Origin of the sequence: Streptomyces tritici, from assembly GCF_048500665.1 — a bacterium.
Lineage (GTDB): Bacteria > Actinomycetota > Actinomycetes > Streptomycetales > Streptomycetaceae > Streptomyces > Streptomyces tritici.
This window is the reverse complement of sequence record NZ_CP183183.1, coordinates 6,646,796-6,662,065: the sequence shown is the minus strand read 5'-3', so window position 1 is coordinate 6,662,065 and position 15,270 is coordinate 6,646,796. Positions and strand designations below refer to the sequence as shown.

The 15,270-nt window shown below is 74.5% G+C and carries 11 protein-coding genes; 2 read left to right on the top strand and 9 right to left on the bottom strand.

Features of this window, described 5'->3' with window-relative positions; genetic code table 11:
* Positions 1-28: 28 nt before the first annotated feature.
* From ACNJ93_RS30600 to ACNJ93_RS30570, 7 genes are all read right to left on the bottom strand, one after another.
* A complete protein-coding gene (locus ACNJ93_RS30600) occupies positions 29-1,717 on the bottom strand; it encodes an FAD-dependent oxidoreductase (RefSeq protein ID WP_418960704.1) in 1,689 nt (562 codons plus the stop codon).
* Entirely contained in the window at positions 1,698-2,018 is a 321-nt protein-coding gene (locus ACNJ93_RS30595) for a (2Fe-2S)-binding protein (protein ID WP_418960703.1), read from the bottom strand. Before ACNJ93_RS30595 ends, ACNJ93_RS30600 begins: the two co-directional genes overlap by 20 nt.
* Positions 2,019-2,156: 138 nt before the next feature.
* Positions 2,157-3,320, bottom strand: coding sequence for an NAD(P)/FAD-dependent oxidoreductase (locus tag ACNJ93_RS30590; protein WP_418960702.1), 1,164 nt, complete (start codon positions 3,318-3,320; stop codon positions 2,157-2,159).
* A 113-nt stretch (positions 3,321-3,433) separates the two neighbouring features.
* On the bottom strand, positions 3,434-4,150 hold the full coding sequence (locus ACNJ93_RS30585; RefSeq protein ID WP_418960701.1) for a GntR family transcriptional regulator: 717 nt from the start codon (positions 4,148-4,150) through the stop codon (positions 3,434-3,436).
* A gap of 95 nt (positions 4,151-4,245) precedes the next feature.
* Positions 4,246-6,579 carry a collagenase gene (locus ACNJ93_RS30580; RefSeq protein WP_418960700.1) on the bottom strand — a complete coding sequence of 778 codons (2,334 nt, stop codon included), beginning with the start codon at positions 6,577-6,579 and terminating at the stop codon, positions 4,246-4,248.
* Between the two features lie 208 nt (positions 6,580-6,787).
* Positions 6,788-8,857, bottom strand: coding sequence for a discoidin domain-containing protein (locus ACNJ93_RS30575; RefSeq protein WP_418960699.1), 2,070 nt, complete (start codon positions 8,855-8,857; stop codon positions 6,788-6,790).
* Positions 8,858-9,002: 145 nt separating this feature from the next.
* The gene (locus ACNJ93_RS30570) at positions 9,003-9,596 is read right to left on the bottom strand and encodes a TetR/AcrR family transcriptional regulator (protein ID WP_418960698.1); all 594 of its coding nucleotides are present in this window, start codon (positions 9,594-9,596) and stop codon (positions 9,003-9,005) included.
* 154 nt (positions 9,597-9,750) lie between these two features.
* On the opposite strand from ACNJ93_RS30570, the gene ACNJ93_RS30565 reads away from it, so the two are divergent.
* Positions 9,751-11,379 (top strand): FAD-dependent monooxygenase, encoded by a 1,629-nt coding sequence (locus ACNJ93_RS30565; RefSeq protein ID WP_418960697.1) that lies wholly within the window; start codon positions 9,751-9,753, stop codon positions 11,377-11,379.
* Between the two features lie 37 nt (positions 11,380-11,416).
* On the opposite strand, the gene ACNJ93_RS30560 is transcribed toward ACNJ93_RS30565, so the two are convergent.
* Together ACNJ93_RS30560 and ACNJ93_RS30555 are read right to left on the bottom strand one after the other, a co-directional pair.
* Positions 11,417-12,343 carry a glutaminase gene (locus ACNJ93_RS30560; RefSeq protein WP_418960696.1) on the bottom strand — a complete coding sequence of 309 codons (927 nt, stop codon included), beginning with the start codon at positions 12,341-12,343 and terminating at the stop codon, positions 11,417-11,419.
* Between the two features lie 34 nt (positions 12,344-12,377).
* Positions 12,378-12,704, bottom strand: coding sequence for a DUF3040 domain-containing protein (locus ACNJ93_RS30555; RefSeq protein WP_418960695.1), 327 nt, complete (start codon positions 12,702-12,704; stop codon positions 12,378-12,380).
* 227 nt (positions 12,705-12,931) lie between these two features.
* Here ACNJ93_RS30555 and ACNJ93_RS30550 point away from each other — a divergent pair, with 227 nt between their 5' ends.
* Positions 12,932-15,265, top strand: a complete 2,334-nt coding sequence (locus ACNJ93_RS30550) for a SpoIIE family protein phosphatase (RefSeq protein ID WP_418960694.1) — start codon at positions 12,932-12,934, stop codon at positions 15,263-15,265.
* The last annotated feature ends 5 nt before the right edge of the window (positions 15,266-15,270 follow it).

The window sequence follows — 15,270 nt, the reverse complement described above, 5'->3', positions numbered from 1 at the left end:
CGGGAGGAACAGGTGTCGCGGGTCCGGTTCAGCGGGTCGGATCGGGGTCGGTCGGTGTGGGGGTGGCGGGCGTGGGAGCGTCGGGCGTGGGGTCGGTGGGCGCGGAGTCGGTGGACGCACGGTCGCCGGGCGTGGCCTCCGGCGGCTCGTCGAGCGTGGCGAGCACGGAGAGCGGAACGGGTACGGCGAGCAGCCGGCGCTCGGGCGGCGCGGCCGCGGATGCGGCAGACGGCGCGGTGGCTGTCGACGGGGCGGAGGCGCCCGACGCCCCAAAATCGGCCGACCGCCCGGAATCGGCCGACCGCCCGGAATCGGCCGACCGCCCGCTATCGGCCGACGGCCCGGAGGCCGCCGCGGGCGCGGGCTGGGAAGGCCCCGAGGGTTCGCCCGCGGTCGCGAGGCAGGCGACCGCCTGGCCGCACATGCGGCCCTGGCACCAGCCCATGCCCGCGCGGGTGAGGAGCTTGACGGTGCGGGGGTCACGGGCGCCGAGGGTGCCGGTCGCCTCGCGGATGCGGCCGGCGGTGACCTCCTCGCAGCGGCAGACCTCCGTGTCGTCGGTGAGCCAGTGCGGCCAGCCGGGTCCGGGGGCGTGCGCGGCGGTCATGACGGCGGCGAAGGCGCGCAGGTGGTCGCGGCGGCGACGCGTGGCACGGTCCGGGCCGGGGCCCGACCCGAGCCGGGCGGCGATCGCCGCAGCGGCCACCTCGCCCTCCACGCGGGCGAGTTCGGCGCCGCCCACGCCCCCGGTCTCCCCCGCCGACCAGATGCCGCGCACGCTCGTCTCCTGGCCGTCGTCGAGGCGCAGGGCCGTCGTGCCGTCCGCCAGGGTGCGCGTGGCGCAGCCCAGGGCGGTGGCCAGGTCGATCTGCGGGGCCAGGCCGTGGCCGACGGCGACGGCGTCGCAGGCGATGCGCCGCTCCGTGCCCGGGACCGGCCGCCAGTCGCGGTCGATCCGCATGACGGTGACGGCCTCGACGCGGTCGGTTCCGTGCGCCTCGGTGACCGCGCCGGCCGTCCGCACGGGCACCCGGTGCCGCAGCAGGGCCCTGCCGTGCAGCAGCGCCTCGGCCGCCTTGCGGGGGTTCGCGGCGAGGGCCCGGGGGCTGCGGGCGTACCGCAGGTAGCCGGCGGCCTCGACGAGCGCCGGGACCCGCGCGCCCGCCGCGGTCAGCGCCGTCGCGACGGCGAGCAGCAGCGGCCCGCTGCCCGCGACCACCACGCGCCTCCCGGGCAGCACCAGACCGGACTTGAGCATCGCCTGCGCGCCCCCGGCGGCCACCACTCCGGGCAGCGTCCAGCCGGGGAACGGCAGGTGCCGCTCGTACGCGCCGGTCGCGAGCAGGACCGCGCGGGCCCGGACGCGTACGGGCGTCTCGTCGCCGTCGGCTCCGGTGACCGCGTGCACGGACCAGCCCGCGTCGGCGTCGTCCCGCGTCACGGTCCACACGTGGTGGCCGGGCAGGTGCTCGGCCCCGCCGCGGACCAGCCGGGCGCGCAGCTCGGCGTAGACCGGCCAGTCGTGGTGCAGGGCCTCGGGGCGGGTCGCGCCCAGGGCCGGTGCGGGGTGGCGGTAGTACTGGCCTCCGGTCTGCGCGGAGGAGTCCAACAGGGCGACCCGCAGTCCCCGTTCGGCGGCTGTCACGGCCCCGGCCAGCCCCGCCGGACCGGCTCCGACGACCGCCAGGTCGTACCGCTCAGACGGCGTGGCGGTCATGGCCGTGGCCCTCCTGCGTGGTGACCACGTCGCCGGGACGGGCCGGGGTGAGGCACGTGCGACGGTTGGGACGGTCGTTGACGGTCGCCAGGCAGTCGTGGCACTGGCCGATGCCGCAGAACGCGCCCCGCGGCCGGCCGCCGACGCGGGTGGTGCGCCAGGCGAGGATCCCGGCCGCCCACAGCGCCGCGGCGACGGACTGGCCGGGCCGGGCGGTGACGGTGCGGCCGTCGAAGGTGAAGGCGAACTCGTACGGCGGTCCGGGCTGCGCGCCGACCAGTTCGGCGGGGGTACGGGCCACAGGGCTCTCCTCTCATGACGACGTGACGACGGACGAAGGAAGACGGACGACGGAACGGACGGCGGGGCTAGGACAACACTGCGGGCCGGCCGTGTCGGCGCGGACGCCGCCGGCGGACGCCCCGTCCCCGAGCCGCCGTCAGGCCGACATCGCCTCCGCCGGGAACCGCTCGGGGCGGAACGGGCCGAGGTCCAGCGGCGGTTCCCCGCCCGTCAGGCAGTGCGCCACGACCAGTCCCGTGGCGGGCGCGAGTCCGACGCCCGCGCCTTCGTGGCCGCAGGCGTGCACCAGCCCCGGCGCCCTCGGGTCCGGGCCGATCGCGGGCAGGTGGTCGGGCAGGTACGGGCGGAAGCCCGCGTACGTGCGCATCGCCCGCACCCCGGCCAGCACCGGGAACAGCGCGAGCGCCCCCGCGGCGAGCCGCCGCAGCGCCGGCACGGAGAGCGTGCGGTCGAAGCCCACCCGCTCCCGGCTGGCGCCGATCAGGACCGGCCCGGCCGGGGTGCCCTCGACCACGGCCGAGGTCTGCAGCGCCGCGGAGCCGCTCGCCACGTCCGCGACGTAGTCGGCGGCGTACACCTTGCGGCGGACGACGCGCGGCAGCGGTTCGGTGACCAGGACGAAGCCGCGGCGGGGCATGACGGGCAGGTGGACGCCGGCGAGCCGGGCCAGTTCCCCGCCGTGCACTCCGGCGGCGTTCACCACGTACGGGGCGTGGATCTCGCCCCGCGGGGTCCGCACGCCGCGGACCTCCCCGGCCGGGCCGCGCAGGACGGCGGTGACCTCCTCGCCCAGGCGCAGGGTGACCGCGTCGCCGGCCTCGCGCAGCAGGTGCGCGGCGGCCAGGGCGGGCATGACCTGGGCGTCGCCCGGGTAGTGGACGCCGCCGGCGAGGCCCGGCGCGAGGTGCGGCTCCAGGTCGTGGAGCCGGTCCGCGGGGATCTCCTCGGCCTCGACGCCGGCCTTCCGCTGGCCCGCGGCGAACGCGGCCAACGCGTCGGCTCCTGCGTCGTCCTGCGCGACGACGAGTCCGCCCTTGGCCTCGTACTCGACGGCGGCGGGCAGCCCGGAGGCCAGTTCCGACCACAACCGGGTGGAGAGCAGGGCGAGTTCGAGTTCGGGGCCGGGCGCCTTGTCGGAGACGAGGAGGTTGCCCTCGCCCGCTCCGGTGGTGCCGCCGGCGACCCCGCCGCGGTCGATCACGGTGACGCGCAGTCCGGCGCGCGCGGCGTACGCGGCGCAGGCCGCGCCGACCACGCCGGCGCCGACCACGATGACGTCCGAGAGGTTTCTCGTGAGCACGTCAGTAATATTTCACATTGCACAGGCGGTGCCAAGGGCCGTGCGCCAGGAACTCGTTGAGGACATGACTGCGCCCCGGCCTCCCTCCTGGAAGGCCGGGGCGCGGTCGACGGTCAGCCCCTCCGCAGGGCGCCCAGCCGGCCGGCCGGGCGCTCCACGGGTTCGTCCCGGGCCTCCGCCCACAGGGAGCGGACGTGGCCCAGGTGGCGCAGCATGCAGGACTCCACGCCCGCGACGTCCCGGGCGAGCATCAGGTCGAGCAGTTCCACGTGCTCCTCGGCCGAGGAGACCAGCTTGCCGGCCTCGTCGAGGCCGGTCAGTCCGTAGAGCCGGGAGCGCTTGCGCAGGTCGCCGACCGTCTCCACGAGCCGGTCGTTGCCGGCGAGGCCGAGCAGGGTGAGGTGGAAGCGGCGGTCCGCCTCCAGGTAGCCGATGAGGTCGTGGGCCCGGGCCTTGGCGACGATCTCCTCGGCGAGCGGGCGCAGCCCCTCGAGCTGGTCGGTGGTGGCCAGTTCGGTGATCCGGACGACCGTCGGGACCTCGATCAGCATGCGCAGCTCGGTGCACTGGTCGAGTTCCTTCTCGCTGACCTCGGTGACCCGGAAGCCCTTGTTGCGCACCGGCTCCACCAGCCCCTCGCGCGCGAGGTCGAGCATCGCCTCGCGCACGGGGGTGGCCGACACGCCGAGCTCGGCCGCGAGGCCGGGGGCGGAGTACACCCCGCCGGGCTTCAGCTCACCGGCGATCAGGGCCGCCCGGAGCGCATGACCGACCTGGTCGCGCAGCCGCTCCTGCGCCTTGACGAGACCGTGCTGTTTCAGGTCACCCACGCTGTGCCTCCGAGAACTCGCGGAGGCACAGCGTACAATGTCACGTTCCGCAGCGACGGCCCGGCCCGTGCGGCGAGACGTCCGGCCAGGGCACGTCAGCTGCGCAGCGGACCCTCGCAGGTGTAGTCCGAGGTGCCCGCCTTCCGCGTCGACCAGATCTCGACCGGGCCGAAGGAACAGTTCATGTCGGCCAGGTTGTTCGAGGCGGCGCCGGCCCGGTCGAGGAGGAAGTAGTCGACCGTCTCGGACATGTCCTTGAAGACCGTGTCCTCACTGCGCCAATTGCTCAGGTTCGCGGTGATGCGTCCCGTGCAGACGAAGCGCCGCATGCCCGGGTCGCCGTTCTCCGCGCACTCGGGCGTGTTCGCGGTGGCGGCCGTGAAGGAGGACCGGACCGCGGCGAGCGAGGCGTCGCGGAGCTGCGCGTTGGGCGTGTAGGTCGTGTTCGGCACGAACAGGTCGTCGACCTTGGCGATCTGCGCGTCCAGGAAGCGGTCGTAGTCCCGCTGGAGGTAGGTGTCCGCGCCGAGGCGGTGCCGCCAGGCGTCGTACTTCGCCACGTCGTTTGCCCGCAGATGCGTGTACATCTCGCGGAGCAGCGAGGGCCGTTCGGTCCACAGGAACTCGAAGAACGTGCCCGCGTAGGCGTAGAAGCGGAACCCGTCGCCGTCGTAGGTGGCGTTGAGCAGCTGCTCCACGCTCATCCGGGGGCCGCCGCCGGCGGTGTCCTGGATGATGCTGCGCACCAGCGACTTGCGGACGGCGATGCCGTCGTCGCGGGTCGCGCCGTCGAAGAACTCGGCGGTGCCCTCGTCCATCGCGGTGGTGCGGTCGCCCTCGTACCAGGGGCCCTCGCCGAAGAAACCGGGGACGGCGAAGCGGCCGTTCAGGTAGTGCACGTACTCGTGCCGGAACAGCTCTTCGAGGGTGAGCGAGGAGTCCTGCGGGACCCGGCGCTGGTACGTGTAGAAGGTGGCGCCGCGCTCGATGTAGATGCCGCCGTTGTTCGTGCCGTACCCGGTCAGGATCGGGTGGTACGTGACGTAGTCGGCGCGGGAGCCGTAGAGCACGATGTTCAGGGTGGTGTTGGGGTCGCCGGCGAGCGGCCGCTCGGTGCCGAGCACGCGGTGGTACTGCGCCTTGACCTGCTTGGAGGCGTAGTAGAGCTGGTCGACGGTGGCCCGGTCGAGGCCGGTGCGGACCTTGATCGCGCCGTTGTCGTAGGTGTACGTGTACGGGAAGATCCGCTTCTCGATGTCGGCCTTGCAGACGCCGTACGGGGTGCACGCCTCGTAGAAGTTGAGCCAGCCGACCAGGCTCGCCCACGGCTCGCTGCCCAGGCCGAAGGCGGACTCCACGGGCGCGAGCAGGGTGCCGAGGTCGGGCACGATCCGGTCTTCGAGGCCGTCGATCTGCGCGAAGCGGCCGTACTCGGCGAGGGCGTCGCGGACCACCCAGGCGTTGACCGTGCCCTTGAGGTGGGTGTGGCCGGAGAAGGCGCGGAAGGCGGCGCGGTACGCGGGGTCGGCGGCGACGGCGGCGTGGAAGGCGCGGTCCTCGTTGCCGGGGTAGACGCCGAGGTAGTTGACGGACAGCGCGGCCAGCGCGGCGCCCGCCCAGGCCGGGTCCTTGTGGGTGGCTTGGTGTGCGGCGTCCATGGTGGCCAGCACCTTGGTGATCAGACCGAGTTGGTGGTGGCGCAGGCCGGGGGCGCTCGCCGCGTACAGGGCCTCGCGGAGGGTGACGGCGTTGCTCGGCGTCGCGTCGAAGGTGCGGGCGGCGGTGCCGAAGTCGGCGACGGCGCGGCGCATGGCGTCGACGGTGGGGGCGTCGGTCAGGTCGATCTCGCTGCGCGAGAAGTCGTGGTAGGCCGCGGCGTGCAGATACGTGAACATCTCCACCAGGTGCGAGGAGTTGCGTCCGTCGTGGCTCGCGGCGAGCGCGGATATGCGGCGGGAGACGGCCTGGACGTGCCCGTCGGACATGACCGGGGTCAGGCGGGCGTCCCAGGTCCAGATGAGGCCGCGCAGACAGCCGTCGGCGAGGACGGCCGGGTCGGCGAGGAAGTCGGCGAAGCGCTCCGGGTCGAGGCCGGTGATGCCGTCGAGGGTGCAGGGGACGCCGGCGGCGGTGCGCCCGGCGGCGCCGCGGGCGGCCGTTGCGGAGGTGGCGGGCCCGGGGACGCGCGCCTGGGCGTGCTTGCCGCCGGGCGCGGGGGCCGGGGCGGGCTTCGCCGAGCGGGCGGTGGCGTACCGCTCCACCTCGTCGAACGGGTTGGGCGCGGGGGCGGCGGGCGCGAGGGCGGCCCGTCCGGTCTTGGCGGCGGGCGGCTCGGCGGCCTGGGTGACGGCCTGCCCCGCGGAGGCGACGAGGGTCACCGCGACGGCGGTGGCGAGCAAGGAGGAACGCACGACTCTGTGCTGGGACACCAAGGACTCCTGGTCTGCGGAGAAGTGGGGGACATGGTGCGTGGAGCGAAGAAGCGCAGCGCGCTGCGTGAGCTGTAACATAGTAATGTGAAATTGCACTGACAACCCTTCTGCGCCCACGAGTTGGGCCGGAGAACGGTCGACGCCACAGCGCCCGCCGGTTGGTCGAACCGGCGGGCGCTGTGGTGCGGGTCGAAGTGACGGTGGATCAGGAGCGGTGGACCGTCACCTCGTGGAGCGAGTAGCCCCACTCGGTCGCCCGGCGCTCCCCGTGCACGCGGACGTACCGGGCCGGCTGGGAGTCGAACGTGGCGGTGTCGTAGCCGCCGTCGCCCGCCTCCGTGGACCAGACGGTCCGCCAGTCCGTGCCGTTCTCGGAGAGTTCGATGCGGTACGCGCGGGCGTGCGCCCGCTCCCAGTCCAGGGTGACCCTGCCCACCCGGTGCACGGCGCCCAGGTCGAGCCGCAGCCACTGGTCGTCGGACCACTCGCTCGCCCAGCGCGTGCCGGTGTCGCCGTCGGCGGCCCGGCCCGCGGAGTAGCTCACGAAGGGGTTCCACCACTCGGTGGTGCTGGCCGAAGCCGGCGCGTGCGCCGCGAGGTTGACGCCGAGTTCGTGGTCCTCGGTCTTCTTCATCGTGGTCAGGTACGACTCGGCGCCCTTCGCCAGTTCCTCCACGACCGCGGGGCCGCCGGGCGTGAGCCGGATCTGCTCGACCCAGTCCGGGACGAGGCCGTTGTGCGCCGCGCCGTCGGTGTTGAGGTCCCAGGTGCGCTGGCCGGTGACCTGACGGTCGAGCACCGCGCCGCCGTCGAAGCTGCGGAACGGGTATTTCACCGCGTTCGGCGCGTCCGCGCCGACCGGTCCGGGCCAGCCTCCGACGCCGTTCATGTCGGTTCCGTAGCCGAGGCCGACCTTGTACTTCTCGCGCAGCGCGGCCTTCTGCTGCGCCTCACCGATGAAACCCTGCGCGCCGTGCATGTACGGGGCGATGAAGCCGCCGAGCCGGTAGACGCGCTCGCTCCAGTCGAGGTCCATCCAGCTGTGGCTGGAGATGACGCCCGGGTACTCCTGGGACTCCAGGATGTCGAGGGCGCGGCCGGCGGCCTTGACGCTCATGTGGTCGAGCTCCAGCATCATGCCGCGCTCCATCATCCCGCGCAGGGCGTACTCGCCGAGCCGGGTGAGGCCCCGCTTGTTGCACCGGGCGTCGGAGGCGTACGAGGGCACGCTCACCCCGGCCGGCAGCTTCTCCGCCATGGCCGGCGGAGCGGCCGCGAGACCGATCGGGTTGTCGTGCTGCGGGCCGGCGCACTTCTCCGTGGCCCAGAAGGTGCCGGTGGACAGGAACTGGCCGATGTTCACGGCGACTCCGGTGGTGCCGCTGTCGAAGCGGACGCCGCAGAGCGCGTTGTCGAACTTGTGGCACAGGAACATGCTGCGGACGCCCAGGCCGTACAGCTCGTCGAGGCCGCGGTCGATGTCCGCCTGGTCGCACTGCGCGACGTCGAGGATCATCTTGCAGCCGAACGGCTCCGAGGTCTCCACGCCGAGCACGACGGCGAGCTTGCCCTGCTCGATGACCGAGCGGGCCTGGTTCGCGCTGGTGACGATGCGGAACCAGCCCTTTCCGGGGCCGCCGTACATCTTGTCGACGTAGTCCTGCAGTTCGTAGGTCTTGCGGGCCTGGAGCCGGATGGAGGTCATCTCGTCGCAGCTGCGGTCCCGGGGCAGGAGCGAGCAGATCAGGCCGTTGGTGACGAGGTCGTTGACGAGGACGCGCTGGCCGCCGCGCCAGGCGCGCTCCACCCAGGCGTAGTAGTTCTGCTGGTGGCTCAGGGAGTCGTGGGCGGGCCAGTCCTTGAAGGTGGGCCAGCCGACGGGGTCGTGCGTGCCGTCGTCGCCGCCGGTCAGGTGCTCGAAGATCGCGCCGCGGCCGTCGGGGTAGTGCTCGGGACAGTCCTTGAGGGCCTCGGCGATGCCCTGTTCGGAGAAGGTCTGGCCGCAGATCATGCGGCCGCCGAAGCCCTCGTTGGACATCAGGTGGTTGTGCGCGTCGACGAAGCCGCGGACCTTGCCCCCGGCGTCCTTGCCGGTGAACGGCGCGCCGGTGACGTTGGTCTGAGAGTCGGGCGCGGGGCGGGCGGTGGGCTCCCACCAGGTGCCGTCGGCCGCGGCGGGCACGGGCGCGGAGCCGAGGAGCACCGCGGCCAGGGCGAGGAAGAGGGTCAGGAGGGCGAACCTCCCGCGGCGGTTGCGTGGGGCGGATCGAGTCATGGGCACGCGCCTTCGGTCGGTGGGGGAACCGGCTCAGCGCCCAGAGGATCGCGGGAATCAGACAGTGAGTCAATAGTCCGGGACAAGCGACCTGTTGACGATCTGCGGAGCCCCGCCGCGCCCGTGTCGCCAGGGGTCGCGGGTGTCAGTGCTCGATCAGGGAGACCAGCTGGTCGGCGGTGATGTCGAGCTGGGCCGCGGCGGCCTGCTCGTCCCGGAGCACGAGGTACTGGAGGGTCAGCCCGTCGATCGTCGCGGCCAGGGACTGGGCGATCAGCGCGACGGGGACCCGCGGTTCGATCCCGCGCACCGCGCTCACCTGCTCGACGAGCGCGGTCGCCGAGGCCACGTACTGGCGGTACTGGGCGCGGGCGAGCGGCTCGAAGCCCGGCTCGCGCAGCGCGTACTGGGTGAGGTCGTAGGTGAGCATGTGCTCGCCGGGGTGGGCGACCAGGTGGTCCCAGTACGTCTGCAGGGCGCCGCGCACCGTCTCACGCAGGGTCCCCCGGGGCTCGACGGCCCGCATGACCCGGGCGACGTAATTGCCGGTGATGGTCTCGATCGCGGCTTCGAGGAGCGCCTGCTTGGAGTCGAAGCAGTAGTGGAACACGCTCAGCGACACCCCGGCCTCGGCGCAGATCGACCGCGTCGTCGTCCGGGCGACGCCGTCCCGCGTCATCGCCCTGATCGCCGCCTCGACCAACTGCCGGCGTCGTTCGGCCGACGGCATCCGCGCCATGCGCACCTCCTGGGATCCGGCCACAGACTAGCCGCTGCCCCCTCCGGGGCCGTCCCGGTCCCCGGGATCGGACGGGGCCCGGCGCTCTCCCTGACATGCAGGTCCGTGGCCGTCGGCCGACCATGAGGAGAGGGGCCGACCTCTGGAGGGGCCTATGAGGCACGTGTCCGTCCTCGTCGTCGGCGCCGGGCCCGTCGGGCTCACCGCCGCGGCCGCGCTGCGCCGCCGCGGTGTGGACGTACGGATCGTCGACCGGCTCAAAGCCCGGCTGCCGTTCGCCAAGGCCGTCGGGATCCAGCCGCGCACCCTGGAGATCTGGGACCTCATGGGCTGCGTGCGGCCCGTCCTGGACGCCGCCGAACCGCTGCGCGGCCAGCTGGCGTACGTCGACGGCGTCGAGCAGGCCCGGATCCGGCTCGCCCTTCCGCCGGAGCTGCCGTACGGCTTCGCCGCGCTGCCGCAGTACGAGACCGAACGCGTCCTGGAGGAGCACCTCGGCGGCTTCGGCACCCGGGTCGAGCGCGGGGCGGAGCTGGTCGCCTTCGAGCAGGACGAGGAGGGCGTCACCGCCCGGCTGGCCTGGGCCCGCGCCGGCGGGGGCGCGACGGAGGAGGAGGTGCGGTGCCGGTATCTGGTCGGCTGCGACGGGGCGCACAGCACCGTGCGCAAGGGGCTCGGCCTGGCCTTCGAGGGCGGCGCGTTCCCCGAGTCGTACCTGCTCGGCGACGTGCGGGTCGACTGGGACCTGCCGGCCGGGTACGCGCTGCGCGCGATGCACCGCGGCGCGGACGGCGCGATCGACGACGTGCTGGTGGCCGTGCCGCTGCCGGGGCACGGCCGGTACCGCGTGTCGGCGACGGTTCCCCCGGAACTGGCCCCGGCCGACCCGGCCGACGGCGTGGCGCACGGCCCGGAGGGCGGACGGGCCCCGGCGCTCGGGGACATCCAGGCGGTCCTGGACCGGCTCTCACCGCAGCCGGCCACCGCCTCGTACCTGCGCTGGTCGTCGGTGTTCCGGATCAGCCACCGGCTGGTGGACCGGTACGGCGAGGGGCGGGTGTTCGTGGCCGGCGACGCCGCGCACATCCATCCGCCGACCGGCGCGCAGGGGATGAACACCGGGATCCAGGACGCCTGGAACCTGGCCTGGAAGCTGGCGCTCGCGGTGGAGGGCGGGGCGCGGGCCGGGCTGCTCGCGAGCTACGACGCCGAGCGCCGGCCGGTCGGCGCCGAGGTCGTCGGACGGACCGTGCGGCACGCCGCCGAGGGCGTGCAGGCCGACCGCACCGACCCGGAGACGCTGCTGCTGCGCGAGGCGCAGCTGCTGGTGACGTACCGCGGCAGCCCGGTCGTCGGCCCCGCGGACGCCTCCGCCGGCGGCGGCCCCGAGCCGGGCGACCGCGCCCCGGACTGCGGCGGGCTGGCCGGCGACCTCGCCGCCTATCCCCTGCGGCTGTACGACCTGCTGCGCGGCCGCGGGCACGTGCTGCTGCTGTACGGCGACGGGAGGTCGGCCGCCGAGCTGCACCGACTCGCGTACGCGGCCGGGCTGTTGTCGCGCGGCCGGGTGGAGTCCTGCGCGGTGCTCGCGCACGGCGGGGCGCCCATCGGCGGCACGGGGCTGCCGGTGTACCGCGACGCGCGCGGCGAGTTCGCGCAGCGGTACGCGGTGCGGGTGCCCACGGCCTTCCTGGTACGGCCCGACGGCCACCTCGGCGCGCGGTTCACGGCGCTGGGCGTGGGCACGCTGGCGGACCGTCTGGCGGCCGTCTTCCGCCGCTGACGCGACTGCGGGCGTCGGAAGCGGACCGAAGCGGGCGTCAGAAGACGGAGAGGCCGGTGAGGGTGGTGAAGCGGTCGAGGGCCGTCACTCCGGCCACCGAGTTCCCCCGCGCGTCCAGGCCCGGGCTCCACACGCACAGGGTGCAGCGGCCGGGGACGACGGCGATGATCGCCCCGCCCACCCCGCTCTTGCCCGGCAGCCCCACACGGTAGGCGAAGTCGCCGGCCGCGTCGTAGGTGCCGCAGGTGAGCATCACCGCGTTGACCTGCTTGGCCTGGCTGCGCGTCAGCAGCCGGGAGCCGTCGGCGCGGATGCCGTGCCGGGCCAGGAAGCCGGTGGCGACGGCCAGATCCGCGCAGGAGGTCTCCACCGAGCACTGCCGGAAGTACTCGCGCAGCAGCGTCGGCACGGGCGTGCTGATGTTGCCGTACGAGGCCATGAAGTGGGCCAGCGCCGCGTTGCGGTCGCCGTGGGCGGTCTCGGAGGCCGCGACGTCCCGGTCGAAGTCGAGGTCGGCGTTGCCGCTCTCGGCCCGGAGGAAGTCCCGCAGCGCGCCGGAGGCGTCGCCGGTGAGCCGGTGCAGCCGGTCGGTGACGACCAGCGCGCCCGCGTTGATGAAGGGGTTGCGCGGGATGCCGTTCTCGTACTCCAGCTGGACGAGGGAGTTGAACGGGTTGCCGGAGGGCTCGCGGCCGACGTGCTCCCACAGCAGTTCCCCCTCGTGGGCGAGGGCCAGGGCGAGCGTGTAGACCTTCGTGACCGACTGGGCGGAGAACGGCTGCTGCCAGTCCCCCACCCCGTACACCGTGCCGTCGAGTTCCGCCACGGCCATGCCGAAGCGGTGCGGGTCGCCGGCGGCGAGCGCCGGGATGTAGTCGGCCGGGCGGCCGCGGTCGCCGAGGCCGCGGATCTCCTCGGCGATCAGTTCGAGCACGGGTTGGAAGGACAGCACCATGATCGGCATTGTCCCCTGCGCCCGAGCGCCGCGTCGCACCCCCTCAGTCGGAGTGCCGCCCGAGTCGGCGGCCCGCCCAGCCCAGGGCGGCCCGGAGCAGGGACACCGCGGTGAGCACCCACACGGCGGCGAACGCCCACAGCAACGCGGGCGCCTCCGTGGCGACCGCGAGCACGAGCAGGAGGACCGTGGCGGCGCACAGCAGGGCGACGACGGCCGAGGGGAGGCGCACGCCGGGCACACGCCAGTGGCCGCGCATGCTCCGCAGGCTTCGTTCCAAGGGCTCGTCGTCGCGCAGGGCGTGCTCGATCTCGTCGAGGATGCGCCGCTCCCGCTCCGAGAGCCGGGCGTCGTCCCTTCCGGAATCCATCCCGACACCTCCTCCCGGTCCGGCGGAAGCCGTGGACGGCGACCGCCACCGCACCGCGGGACGCGCTCCCGCCCCCTGCTGGTACCCGTTCCGGGGGCGCTCAGACCCGGAACGAAGCCTTCCGCACGCGTAGAATCGGTGGCGACGAGGAGCACGTCCGGGATGTCCGCAGGCCGTGCGGGGAGTCACGACGGGACGAAGTCCTCCGGCGAGGAACGGAGACCGGCTTGACCAGCTCTTCCGGGGCGTACGCGCCCCGGTCGCCGTCCGGGTACCCCGACCTGCTCGCCGAGAACCGGCGGCTGCGGGCCCGTGCCGCGCACCGCCATCTGCTCGATCTGGCCACCGGCATCCTGTCCGTCCAGCTCCGTCTGTCCCTGCGGGACGCGGCCGAGCACCTGGAGAGCCTCGCGGAGGCGACCGGGCTCCCGGTCGCGGACGTGGCCGCCGACGTGGTCAACGCGGCGTCCGGGAACGGCAGCCCCGTGGTCGCCGCGCCGCCGGACGGCGGGGCGCAACGGCCCGCCGCCCCCGGCGACGGCGAGCGCGTCGTGGAGGCGCGCCGGGAGCGCCGCGCGGCGGCCGCCGCGGAGACCGCCGGCGACGTCGGCGAGGCGGCGCGCGCCCTGCTGGAGGGCGGGCTCGCCCCGCTCGGCGCGACCAGTCTGTGGCTGTGGCACTGCACCCCGGTCGGGGGGCTGCGGCTCGCCGGTCACGCGGGCGTCGGGGCCACCGAGGCGACGGCCTGGCAGTGGCTCCCGCCGTCCGTCGGCGAGCCCTTCCGCACCGTGCTCGCCGAGGGCATGCCCGCCTGGCGGGACGAAGGCCCGACCGGCAGCGAGGTGCTGCCCGGCGCCGCCCCGGACGCGGCCCGCGCGCTGGTCCCGCTCCGCCGCCGCGGCGCGACGCTCGGCCTCGCCCTCGTCGGCTGGCCCGGCCCCACGACCCTGGAGCCGCGCGTACGGCGGGCCGTCGACGGCCTCCTGGAGGTCGCCGCGACCGTGCTCGGCGGCGAGCCGTCGCCCGGCACGGACCTTCCGCTGCTCACGGATCTCCTCGACGCGCTCGTCCACCCGGCGATGCTGCTGCGCACCCCCGGCCGGTCCGACGCCCCGGTCGTGGAGCACCTCAACGAGGCAGCGGTCTCCGCGCTCGACGGGCCCGAGGTCCCCGAGATCCGCTCCCTGGCGCTCGCGCTGCCGCTGGTCCACAAGGACCTCGCCCGGCTCGCCCGCCGGGCCGCGGCGAGCGGACGGGTCCAGCGGGCCGCGCGGCTCCCCGCCGTCGCCCGCCCGGACGAACCCGCCCCGCTGCTGGACGTACGGGTGCTGCCGGGCGGCGAGGACCGGTCGGTGGTGCTGTGGCACACCCGCGGCGACCCCCGGCTCGCGACGGAGCGCGCCGTCGCACAACTCCAGGGCGTGGCGACCTTCCAGGACAGTCTGACCGGCGGCGGCACGGTCTGGTCCGATCAGGCGTACGGCCTGTTCGGCCTGGGCCGGGACCAGTCGCCGATCCCGCTCCTGGGGCTGCGCTCCCGGCTGCACGACGGCGACGGGGAGGCGCTGTCCGAGCTGCTGCGGACGCTGACCGAGCGCAAGACCGGCGCGCACGCGGTGCTCCGGCTGCTGATGCCGGGCGGCGCGGTACGGCACGTCCGGGTGGCGGCGCAGCCGCTGCTCGACGGTTCGGACGTAACCGGCTTCGCCGGCGTCTACCAGGACGTGTCGGACACGCTGCGCACGGAGGCCGCGCTCACGGCGACGTTCGACCATCTCACCCTGGTCCGCAACCAGGCGGAGGTGCGGCGGCAGTTGGCGCTCCAGCTGCAGCAGGCGATCGTGCCGGAGGTGCCGAACGTCCAGGAGCTGCCGGGCGAGCTGGAGGTCGCCGCGCGCTACCGGCCGGCCGGTGAGGAGTACCAGGTGGGCGGCGACTGGTACGACGTGCTGCCGCTGCCGAGCGGCCGGATCCTGGTCGCGGTGGGCGACATCGCGGGCCACGGCATCGAATCGGTCACCGGCATGGTGGCGCTGCGCAACGCCGAGCGGGCGCTCGCCTTCACGGGCAGTTCCCCACGCCGGCTGCTGAGCTGGCTCAACGAGGTGACGCTGCGGACCGGCGGCGGCACCACCGCGACGGCGGTGTGCGCCCTGTACGAGCCGGAGGGGCGGACGCTGCAGTGGTCGAGCGCCGGCCACCTCCCGCTGCTGCTGCTCCGCGAGGGCCGGGCAGAGCTGCTCGACCCGCCGCAGGACGTCCTGCTCGGCGCGGTGCCCGAGGTCACGTACCAGGAGCAGCGGACGGTGCTGCGGCCCGGTGACACGCTGCTGCTGTACACGGACGGGCTGGTCGAGCGCCGGCACGACGGCCTGGGCTCGGGCCTGTACGAACTGGCCGAGGAGGCGGAGCGGCTGGCGGACCTGCCGCTGGACCGGCTGCTCGACGGGCTGCTCGGAGCGGCGACGGGCGACACCGACGACGACACGAGCATCGTCGCGCTGCGGGTCGGGGGCGGGTGGGAGACCTCAGCTCAGGAGGAGGCGGGCGACGCTTCCTGACGGTT